Annotated in this window: 24 protein-coding genes and 1 pseudogene; 14 read left to right on the plus strand and 11 right to left on the minus strand. The window is 59.8% G+C overall.

Annotated elements, in window-relative coordinates; genetic code table 11:
• Nucleotides 1-96: pseudogene (locus ACESNB_RS11810) on the minus strand (transposase); the annotation flags it as partial.
• A gap of 223 nt (nt 97-319) precedes the next feature.
• Here ACESNB_RS11810 and ACESNB_RS11815 point away from each other — a divergent pair.
• Nucleotides 320-913: a hypothetical protein gene (locus tag ACESNB_RS11815; RefSeq protein ID WP_373007526.1), complete on the plus strand. Its 594-nt coding sequence runs from the start codon at nt 320-322 to the stop codon at nt 911-913.
• Complete coding sequence (locus tag ACESNB_RS11820) at nt 913-1,851, plus strand: nucleotidyl transferase AbiEii/AbiGii toxin family protein (protein WP_373007528.1); 939 nt, start codon at nt 913-915, stop codon at nt 1,849-1,851. Before ACESNB_RS11815 ends, ACESNB_RS11820 begins: the two co-directional genes overlap by 1 nt.
• A gap of 633 nt (nt 1,852-2,484) precedes the next feature.
• Here the strand turns inward: ACESNB_RS11820 and ACESNB_RS11825 are convergent.
• Entirely contained in the window at nt 2,485-2,919 is a 435-nt protein-coding gene (locus tag ACESNB_RS11825; RefSeq protein ID WP_373007530.1) for a GNAT family acetyltransferase, read from the minus strand.
• 662 nt (nt 2,920-3,581) lie between these two features.
• Between ACESNB_RS11825 and ACESNB_RS11830 the strand changes: the two genes are divergently transcribed.
• Nucleotides 3,582-4,082, plus strand: coding sequence for a hypothetical protein (locus ACESNB_RS11830; protein ID WP_373007532.1), 501 nt, complete (start codon nt 3,582-3,584; stop codon nt 4,080-4,082).
• A 676-nt stretch (nt 4,083-4,758) separates the two neighbouring features.
• Here ACESNB_RS11830 and ACESNB_RS11835 read toward each other — a convergent pair.
• Genes ACESNB_RS11835 through ACESNB_RS11850 form a run of 4 tightly spaced genes read right to left on the minus strand, consistent with a single transcriptional unit; the run spans nt 4,759 to nt 9,696 of the window.
• Nucleotides 4,759-5,076, minus strand: coding sequence for an ArsR/SmtB family transcription factor (locus ACESNB_RS11835; protein WP_373007534.1), 318 nt, complete (start codon nt 5,074-5,076; stop codon nt 4,759-4,761).
• Nucleotides 5,076-8,351, minus strand: coding sequence for an efflux RND transporter permease subunit (locus ACESNB_RS11840; RefSeq protein WP_373007536.1), 3,276 nt, complete (start codon nt 8,349-8,351; stop codon nt 5,076-5,078). The genes ACESNB_RS11835 and ACESNB_RS11840 overlap by 1 nt, the downstream gene beginning before the upstream one ends.
• 6 nt (nt 8,352-8,357) lie before the next feature.
• A complete protein-coding gene (locus tag ACESNB_RS11845; RefSeq protein WP_373007538.1) occupies nt 8,358-9,350 on the minus strand; it encodes an efflux RND transporter periplasmic adaptor subunit in 993 nt (330 codons plus the stop codon).
• A complete protein-coding gene (locus ACESNB_RS11850; protein WP_373007540.1) occupies nt 9,337-9,696 on the minus strand; it encodes a rhodanese-like domain-containing protein in 360 nt (119 codons plus the stop codon). The genes ACESNB_RS11845 and ACESNB_RS11850 overlap by 14 nt, the downstream gene beginning before the upstream one ends.
• A 148-nt stretch (nt 9,697-9,844) precedes the next feature.
• Here ACESNB_RS11850 and ACESNB_RS11855 point away from each other — a divergent pair, with 148 nt between their 5' ends.
• The 8 genes from ACESNB_RS11855 (at nt 9,845) to ACESNB_RS11890 (ending at nt 17,332) form a co-directional block, all read left to right on the plus strand.
• Nucleotides 9,845-11,119, plus strand: coding sequence for an NAD(P)/FAD-dependent oxidoreductase (locus tag ACESNB_RS11855; protein WP_373007542.1), 1,275 nt, complete (start codon nt 9,845-9,847; stop codon nt 11,117-11,119).
• A gap of 13 nt (nt 11,120-11,132) precedes the next feature.
• A complete protein-coding gene (locus ACESNB_RS11860; RefSeq protein ID WP_373007544.1) occupies nt 11,133-11,588 on the plus strand; it encodes a thioredoxin domain-containing protein in 456 nt (151 codons plus the stop codon).
• 33 nt (nt 11,589-11,621) lie between these two features.
• Nucleotides 11,622-11,825: a DUF2892 domain-containing protein gene (locus ACESNB_RS11865; protein ID WP_373007546.1), complete on the plus strand. Its 204-nt coding sequence runs from the start codon at nt 11,622-11,624 to the stop codon at nt 11,823-11,825.
• 210 nt (nt 11,826-12,035) lie between these two features.
• A complete protein-coding gene (locus tag ACESNB_RS11870) occupies nt 12,036-13,478 on the plus strand; it encodes a circularly permuted type 2 ATP-grasp protein (RefSeq protein ID WP_373007570.1) in 1,443 nt (480 codons plus the stop codon).
• A 4-nt stretch (nt 13,479-13,482) separates the two neighbouring features.
• Complete coding sequence (locus ACESNB_RS11875; protein ID WP_373007548.1) at nt 13,483-14,424, plus strand: alpha-E domain-containing protein; 942 nt, start codon at nt 13,483-13,485, stop codon at nt 14,422-14,424.
• A 3-nt stretch (nt 14,425-14,427) separates the two neighbouring features.
• Nucleotides 14,428-15,225 (plus strand): transglutaminase domain-containing protein, encoded by a 798-nt coding sequence (locus ACESNB_RS11880; protein ID WP_373007550.1) that lies wholly within the window; start codon nt 14,428-14,430, stop codon nt 15,223-15,225.
• Between the two features lie 38 nt (nt 15,226-15,263).
• Complete coding sequence (locus ACESNB_RS11885; RefSeq protein ID WP_373007552.1) at nt 15,264-15,995, plus strand: peptidase; 732 nt, start codon at nt 15,264-15,266, stop codon at nt 15,993-15,995.
• Nucleotides 15,996-16,132: 137 nt separating this feature from the next.
• Nucleotides 16,133-17,332 carry a CaiB/BaiF CoA transferase family protein gene (locus tag ACESNB_RS11890; RefSeq protein WP_373007554.1) on the plus strand — a complete coding sequence of 400 codons (1,200 nt, stop codon included), beginning with the start codon at nt 16,133-16,135 and terminating at the stop codon, nt 17,330-17,332.
• A gap of 23 nt (nt 17,333-17,355) precedes the next feature.
• Here ACESNB_RS11890 and ACESNB_RS11895 read toward each other — a convergent pair whose 3' ends face one another.
• Nucleotides 17,356-18,234, minus strand: a complete 879-nt coding sequence (locus ACESNB_RS11895) for a LysR family transcriptional regulator (protein WP_373007556.1) — start codon at nt 18,232-18,234, stop codon at nt 17,356-17,358.
• 108 nt (nt 18,235-18,342) lie between these two features.
• Between ACESNB_RS11895 and ACESNB_RS11900 the strand changes: the two genes are divergently transcribed.
• The 3 genes from ACESNB_RS11900 to mmsB are packed head-to-tail and all read left to right on the plus strand — an operon-like array spanning nt 18,343 to nt 21,524.
• Nucleotides 18,343-19,842, plus strand: a complete 1,500-nt coding sequence (locus tag ACESNB_RS11900; RefSeq protein ID WP_373007558.1) for a CoA-acylating methylmalonate-semialdehyde dehydrogenase — start codon at nt 18,343-18,345, stop codon at nt 19,840-19,842.
• Nucleotides 19,843-19,847: 5 nt separating this feature from the next.
• The gene (locus ACESNB_RS11905) at nt 19,848-20,624 is read left to right on the plus strand and encodes an enoyl-CoA hydratase-related protein (protein ID WP_373007560.1); all 777 of its coding nucleotides are present in this window, start codon (nt 19,848-19,850) and stop codon (nt 20,622-20,624) included.
• Between the two features lie 9 nt (nt 20,625-20,633).
• The gene (gene mmsB, locus ACESNB_RS11910; protein WP_373007562.1) at nt 20,634-21,524 is read left to right on the plus strand and encodes a 3-hydroxyisobutyrate dehydrogenase; all 891 of its coding nucleotides are present in this window, start codon (nt 20,634-20,636) and stop codon (nt 21,522-21,524) included.
• Here the strand turns inward: mmsB and ACESNB_RS11915 are convergent.
• The 4 genes from ACESNB_RS11915 to ACESNB_RS11930 form a co-directional block, all read right to left on the minus strand.
• On the minus strand, nt 21,521-22,318 hold the full coding sequence (locus ACESNB_RS11915; RefSeq protein ID WP_340692464.1) for a crotonase/enoyl-CoA hydratase family protein: 798 nt from the start codon (nt 22,316-22,318) through the stop codon (nt 21,521-21,523). The genes mmsB and ACESNB_RS11915 overlap by 4 nt on opposite strands.
• Nucleotides 22,319-22,389: 71 nt before the next feature.
• Nucleotides 22,390-23,565, minus strand: a complete 1,176-nt coding sequence (locus tag ACESNB_RS11920) for an acyltransferase family protein (protein ID WP_373007564.1) — start codon at nt 23,563-23,565, stop codon at nt 22,390-22,392.
• A gap of 104 nt (nt 23,566-23,669) precedes the next feature.
• On the minus strand, nt 23,670-24,464 hold the full coding sequence (locus ACESNB_RS11925; protein ID WP_373007566.1) for a TIGR03084 family metal-binding protein: 795 nt from the start codon (nt 24,462-24,464) through the stop codon (nt 23,670-23,672).
• A gap of 234 nt (nt 24,465-24,698) precedes the next feature.
• Nucleotides 24,699-25,455, minus strand: a 757-nt coding sequence (locus ACESNB_RS11930) for a hypothetical protein (protein WP_373007568.1), incomplete at its 5' end; no start/stop codon positions are given.

Genomic DNA, 25,455 nt, shown 5'->3' on the forward strand with positions numbered 1-25,455 from the left:
AGGCAAGTGAGGCGCGATCAAAGCCCATTCCGCATCCGTCAGGTCGCTTGCATAGCGGGAGCAATCGCGCTCATATTGTGGCCGTGTGGTTTGGCTGCGCCTGTCTGCGGCTCAGTCCAAGGCATCGTGATCTCCTGTTAGTTCGCAAACCAACAGAATCATAAGTCGCTGAAATCACACACCTCTTTTTGGAGCAGGCTCTTAGCAATATGCTCTCTATAGACAAGGCCATACTCACACGAGATATGCATGAATTGTTAATTATATTACTTGCATTTAAGGAGGGCGGTCACCTATATGGGCACAGACGGAGGCAAACATGACGGCGATGGCAGAACTGAAAAAGCGGCTCCGTCCGGGACAGGTGTACCGGCGCAAGGATCTTGCGCGCTGGTCCAATGCCATCGACCGGCATCTCCGCCTGTTGCTGGACGAAGGCAGACTGGAAAAGGTCGGTCCGGGACTCTACATGGCACCGCGCAAGACCCGTTTCGGCTCAGCACCAGCCAGTCCGGAAAAGCTGGTGGAGACATTCCTGGGAGATGACAGGTTTCTCATGGTCTCACCGAACGCGTATAACAGCCTCGGCCTCGGCACGACGCAGCTTTACAACGAACCTGTGGTTTACAACCGCAAACGCCACGGACACTTCAAGCTGGACGGACGTCCCTATGACTTCCGGATGCGGGCATCTGTGCCGTCCAGTCTGGACATGGAGTTTCTTCTGGTCGATCTCCTGCACAATCTGAGCCGATTGGCGGAGGACAAGGCGGCCGTCTTGCCGAAAGCGCTGTCGCGCGCCCGCAGCATGGACCGGACCCGGCTTGCACGCGCCGTAAAGGATTTCGGGTCAGCGCGCGCTGCGCGTCTTCTTGAACCGGTGCTTGCAGACGACATGGCAGCGTCGGACTGATGCTGCTGCATGAACTTCCAGATTTTCCGGACCTGATCGCGGTCGCCGCGAGACAGGAACAGGTCGATCCCGGTCTTGTCGAAAAAGACTACTGGATCATGCATGGCCTATGGGGCCTGCAGCAACTCGGCTTCACGTTCGAACTGAAGGGCGGCACGTCCCTGTCCAAAGGCTACGGACTGATTGACCGGTTCTCGGAAGACATCGACATCCTCATCCACCCGGAGACCGACCTCAAATATGGACCGAACCATAGAAAGCCGGCCCATGCCGCGGCGCGCCTTGCCTTTTTCGACGACTTGGCCACGCGGATCAGGATTCCAGGCTTTGCCGCCGTCGAGCGTGACACCGGGTTTGACGACTTGCCGCAACATCGGGGCGCGGGCATCCGCCTCCTATATGAGCCAATCCATCCGCTGCCGGACGGATTGAAAGAAGGCGTATTGCTCGAAGCCGGCTTCGATAAGGTGGCGCCGAACCGGCCTTGCGCGATCTCATCCTGGGCCTATGACCTTGCCGCAGCGAGCGGGATCGGAGGCCTCGTCGACAACCGCGCGATCGACGTGCCCTGTTACGAGCCGGGCTATACATTTGTCGAAAAGCTCCAGACGATTTCGACCAAATACCGCCTGCATCAGGAAAACGGTGACATGCCGGTGAATTTCATGCGGCACTATTACGATGTCTATTGCCTTCTTGGCGACAATTCGGTCCAGGAATTCATCGGAACAAAGGCGTATCTGGAACACAAGGCCAAACGCTTTCGGCAAGATGATGAAGCAGACCTCACCAGGAATGAATCCTTCCTCCTCAGCGATGCCGAAACGCGAAAGAATTATGCAGCTGCCTATGCCGGAACGCGGGCGCTTTACTACCGGGACCAGGTCGCTTTCGATGCAATACTTGAACGCATTACCGGGTTTGCCCCAAGGCTTTGATAAGCTGGCGCCCTAACACCGGACGCCCCATAAGCGGCAGCCCATTCCATCCTGGCTTCTTTGCGTTGGAATAGACGACCACAAAGAGACTTGAACGCTATTATGCGTCAGGTTGTAATTAGCTGTTTCCGATGGTGCCCGCTTTGCTCTCGGCTTGCCCTCTGCCATGCGTCTTCGCCTCCCAGTAGGCGGGAACCTCGGTTCACCCGTATCGATCCACACGTGCGGGCCCTATCTCACCTGCCCTCATTCATCGGCGCCAGCGGTTCCTCCTTGCTGAACGCGATGCCAGCAGACTCAACGATCAACCGGCGTCATGCGGCAAAAGAATCTCGTGCGGGCGCAATATTTGTTTCGGCAGGAATGCAGGCCACTGGATGAAACTGACGGGTTCCAGGCCCCGGTGAGCACTCGCAATGTCTGGAAATATCACCCCGCTGCGCGGGTCTGTCCAGGCGGCTGGAGCCGACAAAATCCGCGAAGGCATTCGACCGTGCCCGGCTCGTCTCCGGTCACGCGGCCACCCGTTCGGGTCTCCCCGCGCTGCGGGGGCTCGCCGACTGGGGGCCGCGTTGCACGCTTCCCACTGGCCTTGCGGCCAGAGAGGTCAGGCGCGCCTGGCCTCTCGAACCCTCATTCGGCCTCGGGCGATGGCGTGAGCCATTTGCCGAGCACGGTGACATCCTGGCGCTCGTAGCCGAGGGCATTGTAGAAGGCAGTCGCGGTCTCGTTCTCCCCGCGCACCATGAGTTGGACCTTTGGCGCGCCGCGGGCCGTCAGCCAGAGCTCGGCTTCAGCCATCAATTCGCGTCCATGGCCACGGGTATGGCGATCCGGTGTGACAGCCAGGTAATAGATCCAGCCGCGATGACCGTCATGGCCAAACATGACGCTGGCGACGACGGTGTCTTCCACTGTGCCGACGAGGATTGTCGCATCGCGGGACGCGATCGACCGGTCCACATCGGCATTGGGATCATTCCATGGCCGGGTCAGCGCGCACGCCTCCCACAGCGCGATCAGCGCCGCGCGGTCTGCTTCCCGGAAGTCTCGTATATACAAGGCCATGATGCACGTGTCTGGAGGGATTCGTGTCCACGGCACCAGCCTGCGCGTTTGGCGTTTACAGGCGTGGGGAGGCTTTCCCAGCAGCAGTGAGGGGGCAGACGGCGCGTCTGCCCGGGCGCGGCCCGCGCGCAAGGTGCCGGTGACCTGGGGCCGTTTAGCGCCAACGCAATCTCCTACCTTCCCGCCTTGCCCCCGGCCAGCAACGCGCTTTCTCACCCACGTCTACAACGGCGGCATCCTGTTTAAGGGAATGGAAATCCAACCAAGTCCGCCTGCGACATGCAGCATTCGAACCGGTCGGGATGGGTCCCAGTATGGGCAAATCACGTAGCCTTGGAGCCATCTGTTTCGGAGACCGCGCCATCCCGCATGATAGTCGCAGTTATCGATTGATGAAAAGGCCTTGGCGGTGCAGCGACAATATCTTGAAACAGCGAAATACTCGCATGCAGTAGTCGAAACGCATGCGCTGGCTTTTCCGGACAATTCGTCAGTGCGCTTTCAAATATTCTCAATCCGGAGTATAAGTAAAAGGCAAAACAGGGTGGGACCTGACGAAGTCGCAGACACTGGGTTTAGCGCCATCGATCTGGCAGCCATAGCGATAAAGCGTTGCCACCACAATCCATTGGGCTATCGGGCCGAATTGCTCCGTCCGTACAATGATGGACAAAATCACTGTGGAGAAAACAATGCATAAAATACCAGGTAACGCTGGTCGATTGGTGGCTTTCGGGTTGACCTCTGGCCTGTTTTGCGCAGGCGCCTTCGCGCAAGCCTTCACTTTCTCATCTACGTCTGAAACGCCGACGACCGTCGGCGCCACAACTCCGCAAGGAAGCGTCTCTGGCGCGCACTGGACAGGAACCACGACGACGACCTATGCTGACGGAACCAAGGGAGAAAGCGCGTTCAAATGTGTGTCGACAAGCCAACCACCACGCGATTCCATATTCATGGTCCACGGCGTATGCGATGGCGCAAGTGAAGACGGAAATTCTACCGTATACACTGGTTGCAACTTCATGGATGCCGAAATGACCACCATGAGCTGTGTCGGCGGCCTGATCGGCAAGACAGGTCCTCTAGCCGGACGCACCGGTACCGTTACGATTTATTCGAAAGGCCGCACATCCACCGGAACCGGCCAATGGCACGAATAAGCCATTAAGCTGCAGCCCTGCGCATAATCACCCTCTGCGCAGGGCGCCGCTTAAGATCCATATCACTCTTATAGATAGCTCGCCCGTCACGGTCATCGACCAAGTCTAGCGGGACTGGCGCATTGGGTTGTTCCCCACTTTTTGACTACCCCCCCCCTCCCCGCCAACACACTGCCCACAACCGCCTGCCCGCCGTCGTTCACGTGCACATGCTCGACAACGACGGTTTGCCGGCCTTTGCGGCGGTGCTTGTCGAGCGCCTCGACTTGCTGCGCATAGATCCGGCTGAACTTTGCCCCGTGCGTCAGATTCAGTTCGCGCATCTTTAAGGGTCTGGGGAAACTCTGATCAGTGGATTGTTGAAGCGACAGCGCTTGACTCTCTGTCAGCTTCAACGAGAACTCAGATATTCAGGCAATCAATCAAGGCGGGGCGGGGCGTGACAGAAGACGATTCGTACGCCCCATTTCTGCTCTTCTTGAACATCACTTTCAAACCGCGTGGTCACCTTTGTCTGGCGAGAATAATTTTTTACTCACAAATCGTAAGCAGCCAACGCCAGTCCGGAACCTGGTCATATCCGGACCGCGGCCGGCCTTTTTGACGGACCTGTTCTGGTCCTGCCGGGCCTATCCACGCATGCTTGGTGTGCACGTTCACGATCAAATCCCGGCATTTACCTGTAAAAATTGCAAAGCGTTTTGACTACGGCGTTGCCGATGCCGCCGCTGCACCGGTAATAAATTGTCTGGGCGTCGCGGCGCGACTCGACCAGTCCAGCGGCGCGCAGTTTGGAAAGATGCTGGGACACGGCCGATGAGGATTGATTGGTCAGTTCCGCCAACCGCGTAACCGACATCTCGTTCTCATTCAGCGCGCAAAGAATCATCAGGCGCGTATCGCTGGCCATCGCCTTCAACACAACCGCAGCTTCGGCAACGCGCTCTGACACGAGCAGGAAGGCTTCAGGACTGATGGACTTCGACTTTGCCATCACGTCACGGCTTGCGTCAGGGGAGCTACATCGGTTGTGTTAGAGCGATTTGGCATCGGTGGTGTCCAATCAGGTCCGCGCAGTGCGACATAAATAGCGGGTATGACAAGCACCGTCAGCGCCGTAGATGATGCCAGGCCGAACAGCAGTGAAATCGCTAGCCCTTGGAAGATCGGGTCCGACAGGATGACGGATGCGCCGATCATTGCGGCGAGCGCCGTCAACAGGATCGGCTTGAACCGGATTGCGCCGGCATCGAGCAGGACATCCTTCAGCGGCGTGTCAGCATCCGTCCTGCGCCGGACAAAGTCGATCAGCAGGATCGAATTGCGCACAATGATGCCCGCCAGCGCGATAAAGCCGATCATCGACGTCGCAGTGAAGGCAGCGCCGAATATCCAATGACCGATCATGATGCCGATCAGGGTTAGTGGCACCGGCGTCAGGATGATTAGCGGCACACGGAAGGTGCCAAATTGCGCGACGACCAGGATATAGATTCCGACCAAGGCCACGCCAAAAGCCAGACCCATGTCGCGGAACGTGACATAGGTAATTTCCCATTCGCCGTCCCATAGCAGCGTCGGGCGCGTCTCATCCTCCGGCTGTCCGTACATGCGGATGGCGGGTTTCACGAGACCGGCACCTGTCCAGTCAAAGGCTTCGACCCGGTCCTGAATTTCGAACATGCCATAGATCGGCGCTTCGTACCGCCCGGCGAGTTCGCCCATCACCATGTCCGTGAAATGGCCGTCCCGCCGAAACACTACCGGCGAGCCTTGCTCTTCCGACACATTGACGAGTGCGCCGAGTTCCACCGGCAATGCTCCGGTGCCGGCCAGTCGGCGCGGCACGGGGATGGACGCGGTTTCCTGTGACCAGATACGCTCTGATTTTGGCAGACGGATCCTTATATCAAGCGGGTTGCGCCCCTCTCCACGGGGGCTGACGCCCACGGTCTGCCCCGCAAAGGCCAGCGCAACCGTATCGAGAATGTCCTGCTGCACCACGCCATAGTGCGCCGCCTGCGGTTCGTTAATCGCGATTGTCAGACGGGGCTGGGGGTCGCCGATGGAATCATCGACGTCGACGATAAAGTCTGTCTCTTCGAACAGTTTCCGGACCACGCCAGCCGTCTGGCGGCGGGTCTCAGGCGTCGGACCGTAAATTTCCGCCATCAATGTCGCGATCACCGGCGGTCCGGGTGGTACTTCAACGACCTTGGCACTTCCGCCCGGCGGCAGTTCCAGGACGCTCAGCCGTGCGCGCATGTCGAGCGCAATTGCGTGGCTGGCGCGTTTGCGTTCAGATTTTTCCGACAGGTTGACCTGCAGGTCACCGAGTTCAGGCGCGTTGCGCAAGAAGTAGTGCCGCACAAGCCCGTTGAAATTGAACGGCGCGGCGGTGCCCGCATAGGCCTGCAACGTCTCGACCTCTGGCACATCGCGGATGAGGTCCGCCATCGCGAACAGCGCCCGCTCGGTATCTTCGACCGACGCCCCCTCCGGCAGGTCCAGAACGACCTGGATTTCTGACTTGTTGTCGAACGGCAGCAGTTTCACGGAAACCGCCTTGGTCGCGAACAGGCTAACGGACAGGAGGGTCGCCACCCCCACGGTTATGAGGAAAATCCAGGAATTGCGCCGCGATGCGACGATCGGGCCGGCCACGCGCCGGTAAAATCGGCCAAGCCGGGTGTCCGCGCCGCCATGCCCGCCGGCATGTGCCGTAACCTTCACGCCGCCTGCAATGCGCATCAGCAACCAGGGGGCGATGCCCACGGCGACAAAGAACGAAAACAGCATGGCCGCGGACGCATTCGCCGGTATCGGTGCCATGTATGGCCCCATCAGGCCCGACACGAACATCATCGGCAGCAGTGCGGCGATAACCGTCAGCGTAGCAATCACGGTCGGGTTACCGACTTCCGACACCGCGTTGATCGCAGCCTCGACCTTTGTGCGCCCGTCATTCATCGCCCAGTGGCGGGCTATGTTCTCGATCATCACGATGGCATCGTCGACCAGGATGCCAATCGAGAAAATCAGCGCAAACAGGCTGACCCGATTGATCGTGTAGCCCATCATCAACGACGCGAAGAGCGTCAGCAATATCGTCGTAGGAATGACAATCAGGGTCACCAGCGCCTCGCGCCAGCCAATCGCGAACGCGATAAGGATCACGATCGACACAGTCGCCAGTCCAAGATGGTAGAGCAGCTCGTTGGCCTTGTGGTTGGCCGTCTCGCCATAATTGCGAGTCACCTCGAGGCGCACGCCTTCCGGGATGAGATCGCCTTCTAGATGCTCCGCCCGTGCGAGGATCGCCTCGGCCACCTTCACCGCATTCGCGCCGGGCCGTTTGGCTAGCGCCACGGTCACAGCAGGCGCGGCGCGAAACCCGTCGCTCCCCTCATTCCGGTCAAGCGTCCACACGCGCGATTCCGTTTCAGCACCGGTCACCCGGATGGTCGCGACATCCGACAGGTAGACCGTGCGTCCATCAGCGCCGCGCAATTCCAGCCGTTCCAGTTCACTCAATGCATTGATCCGGTCCCCGGCTTGCACGAGCAGCGATTCCCCGTCCCGGCGAGCGATACCGACGGGATTGACGTTAGACGCCTGGCTGACGGTCTCGACCAGGGTCTGCAGGAGCACGCCGTAAGCTGCCAGCGCGTGGATATCGGGCTCAACCCGCATTTCCAGCGCCCGTCCGCCAACGACGCTCGTCAGTCCAACATCATCGACCTTGATCAATTCCTTCTGCAGCTCTTCTGCCAGCATCCGCAAGGATGTGTCGTTCCACACATCTCCGGTCCACGGTTCCGGCGACAGCGTGAGGGTAACGATCGGCACATCATTGATTCCGCGCCCGACGACGAGTGGCATCGGGACGCCGGTGGGAATCCTGTCCAGGTTCGCTCGAATCTTCTCGTGCACACGCAGGATGGCATCGTCGGCATCGGTGCCGACATTGAACCGCGCCGTCACCAGCGCCCCATCATCCCGGCTTTGCGAATAGACGTGCTCGACGTCAGGAATCGCCTTGATGATTTCCTCCAGCGGCTCGGTCACCTGTTCGACCACATCGGCGGCGCGCAGTCCCGGCGCGGCAATCATCATGTCGACCATAGGCACCGAAATCTGGGGCTCTTCCTCGCGTGGAATTGTCATCAGCGCGATCAGGCCAACGGCCAGCGCAGTCAGCAGGAAAAGCGGCGTTAGCGGGGAGCAGATTGTTGCCCGCGTAATCGAGCCAGAAAGGTCGGGTCTCATGGGCGCCTACTCCGGTTTTTCGATCTGGTCGCCACTTTTCAGTCCGGACAGGACTTCATACTGGCCGGCATCATTGGGCAGCGGCGCCGAGAGGGCCACGGGTGCATCAACAAAACGCTCACCGACTTTCACGCGGATAAAATCCACCCCGTAGCGTGTCGATACGAAATCAACCGGGACCAACATGGCGCGGCGTTCACCGACTGGCGCGAGCACATCCACACGCTCACCGACCAAAGCCTCCAGCCCACCCTGGACCGTCGCATCGGCAATCATGGCGCCATCACGAAGTTCCGGGTAAACCTTTATGATCGTCGCGGTACGAACCTCTCCCCCGCGTGTCGGCAGGCGAAGCGTAAAGGTCTCGCCTTCCGCCATTTCGGCAGCATGGCGCTCAGGCAGTGAGAGTCGGACAATGCCTTCAAGTGTTGCGAAACTGGCAATGACTTCGCCCGGCGATACGACGGACCCCGCCACCACTTTCACCGAGGTGACTTTCGCATCTACAGGCGCAAGGATACGACCCTCGGCTTTCCGGGCCGCGAGCGCCCGTCGCTCGGCTTCAGCCGAGGCAAGACTGCGCCGCATCACGTCGAGCGCCGTTTGCTCACTTTCGAGACGGGCCCTGGGATAGAAACCCTGTGCCGCCAAAGCGACCGCGCGGGCGATATCCTCTTCATTCTGCTTGACCTGGGCCTTCATGCCAGCGGTCCGCGAATCGAGCGCCGCTAACTGAGGGTCCAGCGTGGCGTCGATAACAAGCGCCACCAGGTCCCCGGTCTTCACCACACTCCCCTCGTCGACCAGCAGCTTACTGACAACGCCTTGAAGGCGCGAACGGGCGGTCGCCGTATCCCCGGCTTCCACCCGGGCGACGACAGGCCGGTAATCCACGATCACGGACTCCTCCACGGTCATCACCTGAGCCGAGGCCTGAACAGAAAATGCGATGCTCGCGACCGCCATGCGCAGAAGGGGCATCATGCTAGTAATGACCATGATCGACCACCCGTCCGGTTGCCGGGTCGATATGGGCGCACGGAAGACCCTGCTGCTTCCATGCAGCGATACCACCCGCCATGTGCGCAGCGTCCACGCCAGTCGCAGCCACGAATGTATCAAGCGCTTTCCGCGAACGCTTGCCCGACCCGCACTGGAACACGACCCGGCGCGCGCCATCTGTCGGCAGCGCCTTTGGCTCGAATGTCGACAGTGGCATCAGCACGGCACCATGGATGCGCTGGTTCGCAAATTCGGCCGGCTCACGCACGTCCACCAACAGGACACGTCCCGCCTTCAGTTCGTCGAATATGGCGTTTGGCGCGAGATCTTTTGCGTCACTCATGTTTGCCCCTTTTCCTGACACGATTTCGCGCAAGCTGCGCAACATTGGGAAGGATAGTGTCATCGTTATTTGGCCCCTATCCGTATTATTGCGTATTTTATGATCTTCTAAATTACGAGACCTTTGCGACACGAAAAAGGAGAGGTCAATGGCAAGAGTGGTTGTACTCGGCGCGGGTCTGGGCGGCGTCATCGCCGCCTACAATATCCGCAAGGAAGTTCCCAAGCAGGACGAAGTCATCGTTATCAACGAGAACAGCTTCTACCAGTTTGTCCCGTCCAATCCTTGGGTCCTCGTCGGCTGGCGGGAGCGCGAAGACATTCTGGTCGACTTGGCAAAGCCGATGAAGAAGCGGCACGTACAACTCATTGTCGGTGCGGCGAAGAAAGTCGATCCGGATGCCAAATCCGTGCTGATGTCGGATGGAACCTCGGTTCCCTACGACTATCTCGTCATCGCCACTGGCCCTGAACTCGCTTTTGACGATATTGAAGGCTTGGGCCCCGAATCCGGATTCACCCAGTCGGTCTGCCATATCGACCACGCACAGTCCGGTCGTGCCGCGTTCGAGGCGCTTTGCGAAGATCCCGGCCCCGCCATCGTGGGCGCAGTCCAGGGGGCTTCGTGCTTCGGACCGGCCTACGAAACGGCCATGATCATCGAAACCGAACTGCGCAAGCGCAAGATTCGCGACCGGGTGCCGATGACATTTGTAACGTCCGAACCCTATATCGGCCACCTCGGGCTCGACGGTGTCGGCGACACCAAGGGCCTGCTCGAAAGCGAGATGCGCGACCGCCACATCAAGTGGATCACCAATGCGCGGGTCAAGAAGGTCGAAGCGACCCGTATGCTGGTCGAAGAACTTAATGAAGACGGTACGGTGAAGACCGAGCACGACTTGCCGATGAAATTCTCGATGATGCTTCCGGCCTTTCGCGGCGTCGCGGCCGTGCGTGACATTGAAGGCCTCGTGAACCCCAAGGGCTTCATCATCACCGACCAGCACCAGCGCAATCCGAAATACCCGGAAATTTTCGGAATAGGCGTCTGCATCGCTATACCGCCTGTTGGAAAGACGCCCGTGCCGGTCGGTGTCCCGAAGACCGGTTTTATGATCGAGTCCATGGGCAATGCCGTCGCAGAAAATATCGGTGCCTTGCGCAAGGGCAGGGAGGCGACCCACGAAGCGACTTGGAACGCCATCTGCATCGCTGATTTCGGCGATGGCGGCGTGGCCTTCATTGCCCAGCCGCAAATTCCGCCTCGCAACGTCAACTGGTCGGTGTCAGGCGGATGGGTGCACACGGCCAAGGTCGCGTTCGAGAAATACTTCCTGCGCAAGGTCCGCACGGGCCACGCCGAGACATTCTATGAAAATGTCGCGTTGGGCCTGCTGAAGACCCACAAGATCAAGCACTGAAAGTTAGACACCGATGACGAAATCCATTGACCCGTCCACCACCCTCGTCTGCCACCAGTGCGGCACGCCGAACCGAACGCCACATAGACGGCCGTTGTCTGCGGCGAAATGCGGGAGATGCGCGGCGTCGCTCTCGACCCCGCACCCTGTGGAAATTGATGGCGCCAGGCTCGCCCGGCTGCAGGCGCGCGACACGGGAGCCTTCATACTCGATGTCTGGGCGCCCTGGTGTGGTCCCTGCCGGATGATGGCACCGGCCTATGATGAGGCTGCTGGCAAGTTCGCCGACCGCATTCGCCTGTTCACACTGAACTCGGATGAAAACCAACCCGCCGCCGCAAGCCTCGGGATCCGCGGCGTGCCGACGCTGATCGCCTACCATGACGGCCACCAGGTTGCACATCAGTCCGGCGCACAAACCGGCCCTGGTCTCAACCGCTGGATCGAGGCCGCCCTGTCGGCCGCTTAAACACAATTCCCGTAAACAAGAAGGATAGCTCTTATGAATATTGATCGCGCTGTTTTCGCCTTCGCCGGTATCGTCGTCCTCGCCGGACTTGTCCTTGGCTATTGGGTGTCGCCATGGTGGTTGCTGCTCGTCGCTTTCGCGGGCCTCAACATGTTGCAGGCATCGTTTACGGGATTTTGCCCGGCGGCTCTGGTCTTCAAGATGGTTGGATTGAAGTCGGGATGTGCTTTCAAATAGCCGACCGTCGGCACAGTTGGGGCACCCCAAAACAGGACCATATTGGTTTCGACCTATCGCAGGGTTGGCAAGCCGATCGCCGTTTTCCGCGTCGGACCAACCGAATTGGTCGCTTTACAGGCGCGCAGTCCGGCGTTTGCTGAAAACATATTCACCGATTGCGATGTCGTCGGCAACAGCATGCGGCCCCTTGCAAGGGTTCATGAAGTGATGCGTTCTGTAATCATGGGCGAAAAACCGATTTTCTTCGACGAAATGCGTCGTGCGGACGAATCTGCACGCCAACCATATGCTGAATATTGCGCGTGGCTGGATACAGTCAAAACCAACAACCTCCACAAGAAGTCCCGCGAAGCTGAGAAATTTTTCCGGCGAACGGGCATCACATTCAATGTCTATGGCGGCAAGGAAGCCGACGAGCGCCTCATCCCGTTCGACCTTGTCCCCCGCATCATAGATGGCAAGGAATGGCGCCTTCTGGCCCGCGGCATCGAACAGCGCGTGAAGGCGATCAACGCCTTTCTCCACGACATCTATCACCGTCAGGAAATCCTCAAGGCTGGACGCATTCCGGAACACCTGATCTCGCAAAACGCTGCCTTTCTGCCGCAGATGATCGGTGTCACGCCGCCTGGAGGGGTCTACACCCACATTGTCGGAACCGATCTCGTGCGCACCGGGGCAGATGAATTTTTCGTACTCGAAGACAATGCCCGAACGCCGTCCGGCGTCTCGTACATGCTCGAAAACCGCGAAACCATGCTGAAGATGTTCCCGGAACTCTTCTCGCGCATCAAGGTCCAGCCAGTCGGCAACTATCCGACACTGCTTCGCCGCTCGCTCAGCAAGTGCGCACCGACCCGGTGTACGGGTCGCCCCACTGTCGCGGTACTCACACCGGGGCTGCACAATTCGGCCTATTTCGAACATGCCTTCCTGGCAGACCAGATGGGTGCGGAACTGGTCGAGGGTCACGATTTGCGCGTTGTCGATGGCCGCGTTGCGATGCGCACAACGCAAGGCTACCAGCCAGTCGACGTGCTCTACCGCCGCATCGATGACGACTATATTGATCCGCTGAATTTCAATCGCGACTCCCTGCTCGGCGTCCCCGGCATCATGGACGTCTACCGCTCAGGCGGCATCACCCTCGCCAACGCGCCAGGCACAGGCATTGCCGACGACAAGGCAATTTACTCCTACATGCCGGAAATCGTAGAATTTTACACCGGCCAGGCGGCGATACTTAAAAACGTCCCGACGCATCGCTGTTCCGAGCCTGACACGCTGAAATACGTGCTCGAGCATCTAGACGAACTCGTCGTCAAGGAAGTGCACGGCTCCGGCGGTTATGGCATGCTGGTCGGCCCCGCCGCGAGCAAGCGCGAATTGGCCGCCTTCCGTGCCAAGCTGGAGGCCAACCCGTCCAATTATATCGCCCAACCGACACTTGCACTTTCGACAGTCCCCATCCTCACTCGCGCCGGTCTTGCGCCGCGCCACGTCGACCTTCGGCCATACGTACTCGTCTCTCCTGACAGTATCGACATCACGCCGGGCGGCCTGACACGCGTCGCGATGAAGGCCGGTTCACTCGTGGTCAATTCCAGCCAGGGCGGCGGGACCAAGGACACTTGGGTGCTGGAGGAATGACCCGATGCTAGGTAAGACCGCAGGCGGACTATTCTGGCTATCGAGATTTCTCGAGCGCAGCGAAAACACAGCACGCCTCGTGGAGGCGGGCTTTCGAATGGCACTGACGCGCGCGGCTTCGGGCGAAGACGAATGGGCGTCAGTCCTGACCACCGTCGGGTGCCGCGATGCCTATCTCACCAGGCACGAAACCGTCACGCCGAACAATGCGGTCGATTATCTGCTGCGTGACAAGACCAATCCAATGAGCGTCTACTCGGTCATGCAGATGGCGCGCGACAATGCCCGCGCTACGCGCACGGCACTGACGCGGGAAGTATGGGAGGCCGTCAATGACGGCTGGATGCTGTTGCAGGACATGCTGAAGCGACCAGTGACCCAAGGCGACCTTCCGGAGGTGCTGTCCAGCATCCGGCAGCATAGCGCCCTCGTACGCGGCGCGCTGCAAGGCACCATGCTGCGAAACGATATTTTCAGTTTCTCCCGGATCGGTGCTCTGATCGAACGGGCTGACAACACAGCCCGCATCCTCGACGTCAAATACTATGTTCTCCTTCCCACCGGGGCTCCGGTCGGCTCGTCACTCGACAATGTCCAATGGGAAATGATCCTTCGGTCAGCATCCGCCGACCGTTCGTTCCACTGGCTCAACCCCGGCAACGCAAATCCGAAGGCAATCGCGGAATTCCTCATCCTCGACGCCCGCATGCCCCGCTCCCTGGCGTTCTGCTATGATGAACTGATTGCCTGCTTGGCAAACCTCGAGAATGACTATGGCGACCGCCGCCCCTGTCATGATCTTGCATCCGCGCTGGAGGCAGGCCTCACCGGCCGGTCTATCGACGACATCATCGAATCCGGGCTGCACGAATTCATTCGCGAATTCTTGCGGGACAATGCCGCGCTCGCCTCCCAGATCGAAACAGATTACAGGTTTTACGAATAAGCCATGCGACTCCACATCAGCCACAAGACGCACTATTCCTACGACCAGCCCGTGCCTTACGGACTACAGCAGATCCGGTTGACGCCGAAATCCTGTGCCACGCAATCGATCCAGAATTGGACGATCGAGATCGAAGGCGGTCGCGAAGAATGCGCCTTCGACGACCAGCACGGAAACCGGGTGCAACTGATCGGCCTTGCTGCCGGCCAGCGCGAAATATCCATTACGTGCTCAGGCAATGTCGACACGTTGCCGACAAACGGCGTTGTCGGGCCGCATTCAGGTTTCGCCCCGCTCTGGTACTACAAGCGCCATACAGCGCTGACCAAACCCGGAAAGCTCATCCGCAAATTGGCCGCCGACATGCCCGACAATCCCGACACGATTCGGCGGCTGCACGACCTGTCGACCACCATTCGCGAAGCCATCGCTTATGAAACCGACCGCACGGATTCGGGAACGACCGCCGAGGAAGCGCTCAAGGTTGGCCATGGCGTCTGCCAGGATCATGCCCACACCTTTGTCAGCGCCGCGCGGCTGCTCGATATTCCTGCGCGCTATGTAAGCGGGTATCTCATGTTGGACGACCGCATTCAGCAGGAGGCAAGCCATGCCTGGGCCGAGGCCTATGTGGCCGATGTCGGCTGGATCGGCTTTGACGTGTCGAACGTCATTTCGCCCGATGAGCGCTATGTCCGCGTCGCCACGGGGCTGGACTATGACGAAGCCGCGCCGATTTCCGGAATCGTCTTTGGCGGCGCCGCTGAATCCCTGCTTGTGTCCTTGCAGGTCCAGCAGTAACGCTCGATCAAATCGCCGTAAACCAGGACAAGATTCGCATGACCTACTGCGTCGCGCTTCGCCTCGATCAGGGCCTTCTCTTCATGTCGGATACCCGGACAAATGCCGGCGTCGACAACATTTCGACTTTCCGGAAGATGTTCAACTGGTCGGTCGAAGGTGACCGGGTCATTACCATCATGACCGCCGGGAACCTCGCCACGACCCAGGCGGTAGTCAGCCTGCTCAATGAACGCTCGGTCATTCCAGCCGACCGCAAGCAAACCCTGCTGGCGGCTCCGACCATGTTCCAGGTCGCTCGCCTTGTCGGGGATGCGTTGAAGGAAGTGATCCACACTCAGGCCGGAGAAGGCCAGACCGCCGAAAGCACGTTTGGCGCGACGATGATCGTCGGGGGCCAGATCCGGGGCATGGAGCCACGACTCTTCCTAGTCTATCCCGAAGGCAATTTCATCGAAGCGAGCAACGAGACGCCCTTTTTCCAGGCCGGGGAAACCAAGTACGGTCGCCCCATCATCTTGCGCGCGTTCGACTCGGCCATGAGCTTTGAGGACGCGATCAAGCTGCTCTTCGTCTCATTCGACTCGACCCTGAAGGCCAATCTGGCGGTCGGCATGCCGCTCGACCTGCACGCCTACAGGATCGACACGTTCGAGACCGGCATCCAGCGCCGGATACCGTCCGACGATCCCTACTTTCACGCGATCTCATCGGACTGGGGCAACGCCCTCAAAGAGGCAATCGACAAATTGCCTGACTTCACCTTCTGAACGTGGCGAACCGGGAGGAATCCGGAGGCTTGTCGCGAGGTCAATGCGGTCCTGAGAGGGCGTCTCCCCTTCCCTTTTGAGCGTCCAGCGTCCAAACCTCGTTCAAGAATATTGAGAACAAGGTCAGAGGTCCAGGAATGCTCGAAGGTCTGAAAGTCGTTGAATATGCCACCTATATGGCAGCGCCGGGTGCCGGGTGCATCCTCTCCGACTGGGGCGCTGAAGTGATCAAGATCGAGCCACCGGGCGGCGATCCGATCCGCAACTTCTTCCGCACCATCGGCACCGACTACCAGGACAATCCGGTCTTTGACTTCGACAATCGCGGCAAGAAATCCATCGTCGTCGACACAACCACACCGGGAGGACAGGAAATCGTCCGCAAGCTTGCAGCCGACGCCGACGTCTTCCTCACGAATGTCCGCCCCGGCGGCCTCACCCGGTCCGGCATGGACCATGAAAGCCTGCGTAGCCTCAACCCGAAACTCGTCTACTGCTCGCTGACCGGCTATGGCCTCGAAGGCCCGGATGCCGACCGTCCGGGATTCGACATTGCCAGTTTCTGGAGCCGCACAGGCGTCGCCCGGCTGACCATTCCCAAAGGCCAGGATCCTTTCGCGCTTCGCACCGCGTTTGGTGACCATACGACATCCATGTCGGCAGCCGCCGGCATCTGTGCCGCCCTTGTCGAAGCCCAGCGCACCGGCAAGGGACGTCTCGTCGAAGCCTCACTGTTTCGCACCGGCCTCTATGCGATGGGCTCCGATTTCGCCATCCAGCTCTTCTTCGGACGTATCGCATCGACCAAGGGACGGACCGAACAGATTGTCCCCATTTCAAACTTCTACAAGACAAGCGACGATCACTGGATCTGTATCGTGGCCCGTCAGGGCGATGTTGATTGGGTGCCCATGTGCAAGGTGATTGACCGCGAGGACCTCGCCGAAGATCCGCGCTACGTCACCGCAAAAGGGCGTCGCCAGCATATGGAAGACGTCGTCGCGCTCATCGACGAAGGCTTTGCCAAATACACGCGCGAGGAAATTTCCGCACGCCTCGACGCCAATTCCATCGCCTGGGCGCCGGTCCAGACACTGGCCGACGTGGCACAGGATCCGCAGGCGTTTGCCTCGGGCGCCATCGTGCAGACACCGAGCGCCAAGGGCGACGGGTCGACCTACCCTGCCCCGGCCTCACCCGTCAGGTTCCCCGGCGCCGACGATGGCCCAAAGGGGCCTTCGCCAAAAATGGGCGAACACACGAAAGAGGTCCTCGCATCTCTCGGAATTTCCGAGGCGGAGATCAAGGCCATGTACGACGCTTCGGTTGTTGCCTGACCTGACGTTGCTGCAGAGGTGCTCTAAAATTCGGCTTGCCGCATTTTGACGAGCCTTGCGAGGTAGTCTGAAAGCACTTTGATACGCGCCAGTCCGGCGACATCCTCATGGATCGCTAGCCAGAATGACCGCTTCACATCGATCTCGACCTGCAGGATCGGAACGAGATCGGTGTGACGGTTCGCGATGAACTTCGGGAGGATGCACAGCCCAGATCCTGCCCGGGTCATCTCCATCTGCGCGATGATGCTCGGGCTGGACAATCCGGGATGTAGCCCCGGCAGCACATCATCGAAATACCGCAGCTGCGGCGAATAGATGAGGTCGTCGACATAGCCAATCAGCTTATGGTCACTCAGCGCGTCAACGGTTGCAATCGGTCCCCGCGCCGCGAGGTAGTCCTTGCTGGCATAGAGCTGCAGCGAATAGTCGGTCAGCTTGCGCACCTTCATCCGTCCGGCCTTCGGGCGCGTCAGCAGCACCGACATATCAGCCTCGCGCTTCGGCACACTCACAAGGCCCGATAGCGAGATAAGGTCGATTTCGATCCCCGGCCACTCATTGACGAATTCCGACAGTGCCGGCGCGACGAAGGCTGTGCCGAACCCTTCTGTGACGCCCATCCGCACCTTACCCACCAGCGATCGCTCGCCGTCTCCGGTGTCACCAATGCCCAGCGTGATCGCTTCGATGGCTTCGGCCCGTTCAGCCAGCGCTTCGCCTTCCGGCGTCAGGACATGCCCGCGCCGCGTACGCTCGAACAGCGTCTGGCCGACATCGGACTCGAGCCGCCGCAGACGCCGGCTGAGCGTGGTCGGGTCCTGATGCAGCACGGCGCCCGCAAGATCGAGTTTCTGTTGGCGGCTCACCACGAGGAATAGCTTCAGGTCGTCCCAGTTCATTCTACGTTACCTGCAAAAACACAGGTATAAGCTGCATTTATCTTCATTTACCAGAAGAAACACTGGTCTTAGACTGGGCCGAAATGACAAACAAAGGGATCAGCGCCCATGCGTGACGTGCATCATTTCATCGACGGCAAACAGGCAACCGGCAAGTCCGGCCGCTTCGGCGACATCTACAATCCGAATACTGGCGAAGTTCAGGCACGGGTCCAGCTGGCTACCGAAGCCGAACTGGGCGCCGCCGTCGCCAGCGCCAAGGCCGCCTTCCCGGCCTGGTCAATGATGAACCCCCAACGCCGCGCCCGCGTCATGTTCGAGTTCAAGCGCCTCCTTGAAGCGAACATCGACGATCTCGCGGAACTCCTCTCCTGCGAGCATGGCAAGGTCGTCGCCGACTCCAAGGGCGACGTCCAGCGCGGCATTGATGTCGTCGAATTCGCCTGCGGCATCCCGCACCTGCAGAAGGGCGAATATACCGAAGGCGCCGGCCCCGGCATCGACGTCTATTCCATGCGCCAGCCGCTGGGCGTGGTTGCCGGTATCACGCCGTTCAACTTCCCCGCCATGATCCCCTGCTGGATGTCGGCTGTCGCCATCGCCTGTGGCAACACATTCATCCTCAAGCCGAGCGAGAAGGATCCGTCGGTCCCACTACGCCTGGCCGAGCTTTTCATGGAAGCCGGCGCACCGGCGGGCGTCCTCAACTGCGTCCATGGCGACAAGGTGTCGGTCGATGCCATCCTCACGCATCCAGACATCAAGGCCGTCAGCTTCGTTGGCTCGTCCGACATCGCCCAATACGTCTACAGCCTCGGCACAAGCCACGGTAAACGTGTTCAGGCCATGGGCGGCGCCAAGAACCACGGCATCATCATGCCCGACTGCAACATGGAACAGGCCGTCAAGGATATCGTCGGCGCGGCCTATGGTTCGGCTGGAGAACGCTGCATGGCCCTCCCCGTCGCGGTCACGGTCGGCAAGAAAACTGGCGACGAGTTCGTCGAGCGAATGCTGGAATCCGCACGCGGTCTCACAGTTGGAATCTCCACGGACACAGACGCCCATTACGGCCCCGTCGTCTCCGCCGCCCACAAGGCCAAGATCGAATCCTACATCCAGATGGGTGTCGACGAAGGCGCCGACCTTTTGATGGACGGACGCGGCCATACGCTGCAGGGTCACGAGAACGGCTTCTTCGTTGGCCCGTCTCTGTTCGACAATGTGAAACCGCACATGCAGTCCTACAAGGAAGAGATATTCGGCCCCGTCCTTCAGGTCGTACGCGCCGAGACGCTGGAAGAAGCCGCCGGGCTCGCCTCCGACCACCAATATGGCAATGGCTGCGCCATCTTCACGAGCAATGGCCGCGCCGCGCGCGAGTTCGCCGCTCAGGTCAATGTCGGCATGGTCGGCGTCAATGTGCCGATCCCGGTGCCGGTCTCCTATCACACGTTCGGCGGCTGGAAGCGCTCGGCGTTTGGCGATACCAACCAGCACGGCCCCGAAGGCGTGCGATTCTGGACGAAGATCAAAACGGTCACCCAGCGCTGGCCCGAAGGCGACGACATTGGCGATCAGGCCTTCATCATTCCAACAATGGGTTAAGCGACATGGCAAATTACAATACGATCACTTTCGAGCATGGCAATCGCGTCGCGCTCGTCACGCTGAACCGGCCTGAAAGCCTCAACGCGCTCAATGCCGAAACCATGGCCGAGATCGCTGCCCTGTTCGCCGAAATAGATCGAAACCCGGACATCGCTGTCACCGTCCTCACCGGTGAAGGCCGCGCCTTCGCCGCTGGCGCCGACATCAAGGAGATGCAGCCGCAGGGCTTCTCCGACATGTATATGGAAGACTATTTCGCCGGCTGGGACCGGTTCGCTGCCAGCCGCAAGCCGGTCATCGCGGCGGTCAACGGCTTCGCCCTCGGCGGCGGTTGCGAACTCGCCCTGATGTGCGACCTGATCATCGCGTCCGACAAGGCCAAGTTCGGCCAACCCGAGATCAAGCTCGGCGTCACGCCCGGCATGGGCGGCTCCATCCGCCTTACCAAGGCCGTCGGCAAGGCCAAGGCCATGGACATGGTCCTCACCGGCCGCATGATCGATGGCACTGAAGCGGATCGCATCGGCCTCGTCTCCCGCGTCGTCCCGCATGACACATTGATGGACGAGGCAATGAAGGTAGCGAAAGAAATCGCGTCCTATTCCCTGCCCTCCCTCATGGCTGCCAAGGAAATGGTGGGTCGTGCCCTCGAACTGCCAACGACCGAAGGCGTCCGCTTCGAACGCCGCCTGTTCCAGGGCCTGTTCGGCACAGCAGACCAGAAGGAAGGCATGGCAGCCTTCACTGAAAAGCGCCCGCCAGACTTCAAGGACCGCTAGGAAAGCATCATGACAGACATCGCTTTCATCGGACTCGGCAATATGGGTGCCGGCATGTGCGCCAACCTCGCCAAGGCGGGCCATCAGGTCCGGGCCTTCGACCTCAACAAGGAGGCCGTTGCCAAAGCGGAAGCATCCGGCGCCAAAGGCGCTGCCAGCGTCGCCGAAGCGGTCAGCGATGCCGAAGTTGTTGTCTCCATGCTGCCCGCTGGCAAGCACGTCCTCAGCGTCTATTTCAGCGCCGATGGTGTCGCGGCGCATGCACCCAAGGGCACGCTCTTCCTCGACTGCTCCACGATCGCCGTCGAAGACGCGCGTGAAGCAGCACGCCAAGCGGAGGCCGCTGGCTTCACCATGGTCGACGCGCCCGTGTCCGGCGGTACGGCAGGCGCCGAGGCTGGCACACTTACCTTCATGTGCGGCGGGCCAGATGATGGTTTTGCCCGCGCCAGGCCGCTGCTCGAAAAGATGGGCAAGAACGTCTTCCATGCCGGTGGCAGCGGAAACGGTCAGGCCGCCAAGATTGCCAACAATATGTTGCTGGGCATCTCGATGATCGGAACAGCTGAGGCCTTCAACCTCGCCGACAAACTCGGCCTCGACGCGCAGACATTCTTCGACATCGCGTCGACCGCCTCCGGCCAGTGCTGGTCGATGACCTCTTATTGCCCGGCCCCCGGGCCTGTTCCCACGTCGCCTGCCAACCGCGACTACCAGCCCGGCTTTGCTGTTGCGATGATGCTAAAGGACCTTCACCTCGCCGCCGAAGCGGCCAAGGCGTCAGGCGCCGACATTCGCCTCGGCGAAATGGCCGAGGCGATCTATGCCAAGCTGGACGAAAAAGGCTTTGGCGGCCTCGACTTTTCCGGCGTCATCAAGGATGTGCGCGGCGAGATCTAGCGTCCCTTGAACTCAGGCTTGCGCTTTTCGAGGATCGCATTGACGCCCTCGATATGGTCCTCGGTCTCGTGCATCAGGGCCTGCGCAGCTGCCGACATTTCCATGATCGTGTCATAGGACGCGGTATTGGCCTGACGCATCAGCGTCTTGGCGAGGCGCAGCGCCTGTGGCGGCTGGCCCGCAATGCGTTCGGCCAGATTCATCGCTTCGCCCATCAGTTCATCCGCCGGATAGATCTCGGACACAAGGCCCCATTCCTTCGCGGTTGCCGCATCGATCACGTCGCCGGTGAACAACAGTTGCGCTGCCCGTGACGCGCCGATCAGGCGTGGCAACAGCCAAGCGCCGCCATCCCCGGGGATCAGGCCGAGCTTCAGGAAGGTCACGCCCAGTTTGGCGTGGTCAGCCGCCAGCCTGATGTCCGCCATGCAGGCAACGTCACAGCCAAGGCCGATGGCCGGGCCATTGATCGCCGAAATCAGCGGCACTTCCATATTGTACAGCGACCGCACGATGACATGGATATTGTCGCGGTACCCGCCGCGCACGTCATACGGCTTGCCACCGAACGCGCCCGAACGCTCTTTCATCGCCTTGACGTCTCCGCCCGCGGAGAACGCGCGACCTGCCCCGGTCAGCACCGCGCACCGGATCGATTTGTCCGCCACGACTTCGGCGCAAACTGCCGCCACGGCTGGCCCGTCGCCCGCCTGTCCCAGCGCATTCATCATGTCCGGCCGGTTCAGCGTCATGATCGCTATGGGGCCGCGCTTTTCGAGAAGGAGGATCGACATGTCTTTTGTCCCTGACTGTGTTGCTTTACCCGCTGTGCTGGCAGGCAGAGGGCGATTTGTCCACCGCTCCCTCAGGGGCATCTGGCCCGGTTCAGGAATTTCATGCGGTTGATACGCTGGCGCAGGAAGCGTCCGACCGGCTCCTCGATCAGCAAATGGGTCGCCAGTCCCACGGCGATGCAAATCGCCAGCATCACGATCACAAAGACCAGGTCGGAAGGAAACAGCCCGAATTTGTGGCGGGCCCGTTCGCCAATATCGACCAGCGGCTTGTGGATCAGGTAGAAGGCGAACGACGCCTCACCCAGCAGCACGGCGATACGTGACGAGAAGAATCGGATCGGAAGCGACGACCCGTCAAGAAACGACACGAGAAGCAGGGCGACAAACGGCGTGTAATAGAGATGGTACAATAGCGGTTCCGCCACGAACCGGGCGCCGAAATACATCGCCGCCAGCAATAGCGGGATTGTCACATATGACAGCGCCGACGCCCGGAACTTCCCCGTACGCCAGAGATCGAAAATGATCATGCCCAGCAGGAATTCGTCGAGCCGGAACAGCGGAAAGATGTAGAACATCCATTCCGCCAGTGGCAGGTTGCCGCCAACGTTCAGGGTCGGGATATAGGTGTAGACGAGCACCATCGCCGACGCGACCAGCGCGACCAGCCCGCCATAGAGCCACAGCTTCTGGCGTGAACCGAGCATCACCAATCCGATAAAGGCCGTATAGAAGAACATCTCGTTCGACAGCGACCAGGACGGGCCGTTATAGGCATAGTGCCAGTCCGTCGATGGCACCCAGCTCTGCAGGAACAGGAGGTTCACGCCATAGTTCGGCAGGCTCAGCCAGCCTTTCCAGATAAGGAATGCCGCAAACGGCAATCCGGTGAGGAAGTGCAAAGGCCACAGCCGGGCGAAGCGCAGTGCAAAATACTTTGCCCTTGATATGTCGGCGCTTCGCAGCCGCCAGCCATACGAATAGCTGATCAGGAATCCCGACAGGACGAAAAAGAAGCTGACGCCGATCGATCCCTGTTGCGCCATCTCGCCGACGATGTTCCAGGAATTGTCCCATTTGAAATGGCTCATGAACACGAGCAGGGCTGCAAAGAACCGCAGGCCCGTCAGCTGATCAATACGTGCACCGTCCCGCGCCGTCACGGCAACGGTCTGCGTCTGCTCCCTGAAAGGCGCAACACGTCGCGGCCATACCGGTTTCTTGCTTGTACGCTCTGCATCCATGACGATGACTTAAACAGCAATCCTCAGGATCGCGCCAACACTTGCGTCTATTATGCGAATTCTTCACGCACCGGGGGATAATTCACGTCTTGTTTCGCGCGAGATTATATTTCCAATGTCTTGCGAATGCCGGGCGCAGGGGGCGTCTCAGGCTTGCCCGCAAAACATTGTGCAAAACCCATCCACTGCGTGGCAATCGGGCCCGTAACGACGAGGCTCGTATCGGCCACATTCCGCGTCTGGGTCACGACCTGGCAGAATTCTTCCGCGGGTCCTTCAATGCGGTCGGGCCCGCCCGCTTCGCCATAGGTCCACACCTCGCCGGAGGGCGCCGTCAACACGACGTTCGGCATGGTCTCTGGTATGTCGAGCTTGCGGTTCTTGAACGTCCAGCCAAACGTATTGATCCCGAGCACGACGATATTGCGGATGCGGTCCGCATTTTGACGCACGACGCCAAGCTGGTCATAGATTTCCTGCCCGTGCGCCCAGGTCTCCATCAGCCGCGCCGTGATTGACGAACGCGCACTCATGTCCGGACCGACCCATTTCAGGCGCGCCTTGGGATCCGCCGAATCGTAAGCCTTCGCAGTAGCTTCGGCTTGAGCGATCCACAGCGCCAGCAGCGCCTGCCCGCCTGCATCGTCGACATGCGCCGCCTCAACCGGTCGCATGCCGCCCGCGCGTGCAATCGCGTCCATCTGGGCGACCAGGACCGACTCGTCGTTGAGCTGCAGCCACGCCATCCAGTTCCAGTAATGGAGGTGGCGCAGCACGTCATCAAACGTCCACGCCTTGAACGTGGTCGCCTGTCCGAAAGCCCCATCGTCCAGCGGCGCAAGCAGCGCGTGCAGCGCCTTGCTCTCATCCAGGAAATCCTGTGCCTGCGGCATACTCATCGCGGTTACTCCCACTCGATGATGAAAGATCCAAATATTCTTTTATTTTTCAATACATTAAAAATTATGTGGATACCTGTACCGTCATCAAAACCGGCAAGATCGCTCCGTAGGCAAAGTGAATGATGAGCACAAGTGACCTCATTGACGTTGACAAGATTCCGGTGAACCTGTCGAGCAAAAACACTATTTAGCGACAAGTCCAGGATCTGTCGTAGAGCGCCCACTTCGCAATCATTGCCGGGTCAGCGACCCAGGCCCATGATCGAATGGAAAGCTGAACACCTGCGCCCAGAGCCCGGTCATCACATACTGCCGATCGGCGGGATGCTGATGTTCCTCGGTCTTGAACTCTGCCAGGAGCCCAAGCCAGCAGAGGGGATTAAGAACCTGGCTCCGGATCATGCCCGGAACCCTGTCGTAGAGTTCAGCGGGATCCGGTGGGCCATAGAGTATTTCCCGCAAGGCGCCACAGGTCAGGCCCTGGGCAGCTTCGACACTCAACACACCAAGGAAAACGCTCCAGTTCCCGAGCAGCGGCTCCGGAATCCTGGAGGAAGCCGCGTGGTCGATTTGAAACAGGTAGAAAGGCGCGACGAGATTGTAGAGGTCGCCGGGCTTGCCGACGACCGCCCTGCCCGCATTCGTCAGCCGGCACGTAAGTTTGTAATGCCGGATCAGTTTCAACTTCAGAAGGACGAGGTGCACTGCTTCAAGCGGCGGAAAGTCATATTCGTTGAGCACCTTGTTCACGGAGAAGAGCTTCTCTTCTCCCCAACCAGGCCAGGCGAACTCCCGAGCGGCCCTATGCACGAACTTGCGCTGGAAGGCCTTGGCCTGGGTCAACCCAATTGTTTCATGCTCAAAGAGGTATGCGAGCAGCTTCTGCGCCGCGCCGATCATTGGCGCGCCTTCGAGCGCAGGCTCGTCATTGCTCACGGGTTGAAGCTGAAACATATTTGGAAGACTCGGTAAGCCGTCAATTTCCTGA

This window comes from Hyphomonas sp., assembly GCF_041689225.1.
Lineage (GTDB): Bacteria > Pseudomonadota > Alphaproteobacteria > Caulobacterales > Hyphomonadaceae > Hyphomonas.